We start from the raw sequence: 568 nt of genomic DNA, 5'->3' as shown, positions 1-568 counted from the left end.
TAAAAGTTTAGGGCTCCCCATCAAAGCTCTTGCTATCAACACTTTTTGACGCTCTCCAGTAGAAAGATAACCATAATATTGATTTTCAAATTGAGTCATTCCCATTTGCTTTAAATATTGTTTTGCCAAATCTATGTGTTGTTGTTGTACATCCTGAAACACACCGATTGACTTAAATATCCCACTCATTACTACATCTAAAACAATTTCACCATCTTGAAAACGATCCATTAAACTACTAGATACAAATCCAATTTGCTGGCGTACATTTTCAGCAGAATATCCTTTGTTTCCAGGCTTCATACCAAATAAAGTCATTTCACCTGACGTATTTGGCTCATAGGCATTTAAAATATTCAATAGTGTCGTCTTACCTGCCCCATTCAAACCATATAACATCCATTTTTCTCCCTCTTTAATCTGCCAACTCACACCTTGAACAATTTCTTTTCCATCTTTTCTTCTTGCTATATTGTTCAAATCAATTAGCATATATATCCCCCTTTGTTAAATTGCCATTTATTTTTGATTCTGTCTAAATATATTTTCCAATGTCTTACCTTTAGCT

Annotated in this window: 1 protein-coding gene; it reads right to left on the bottom strand. The window is 33.6% G+C overall.

The window, feature by feature from the left end:
• A partial coding sequence (locus tag KA900_RS14575; protein WP_210139781.1) for an ABC transporter ATP-binding protein occupies positions 1-492 on the bottom strand: 492 nt, incomplete at its 3' end.
• Between the last annotated feature and the right edge of the window lie 76 nt (positions 493-568).

Source organism: Staphylococcus sp. GDY8P120P, from assembly GCF_017892065.1.
Classification (GTDB): domain Bacteria; phylum Bacillota; class Bacilli; order Staphylococcales; family Staphylococcaceae; genus Staphylococcus; species Staphylococcus nepalensis.
The sequence above is the reverse complement of the archived record's forward strand: the minus strand, read 5'-3'. Positions and strand labels throughout refer to the sequence as shown.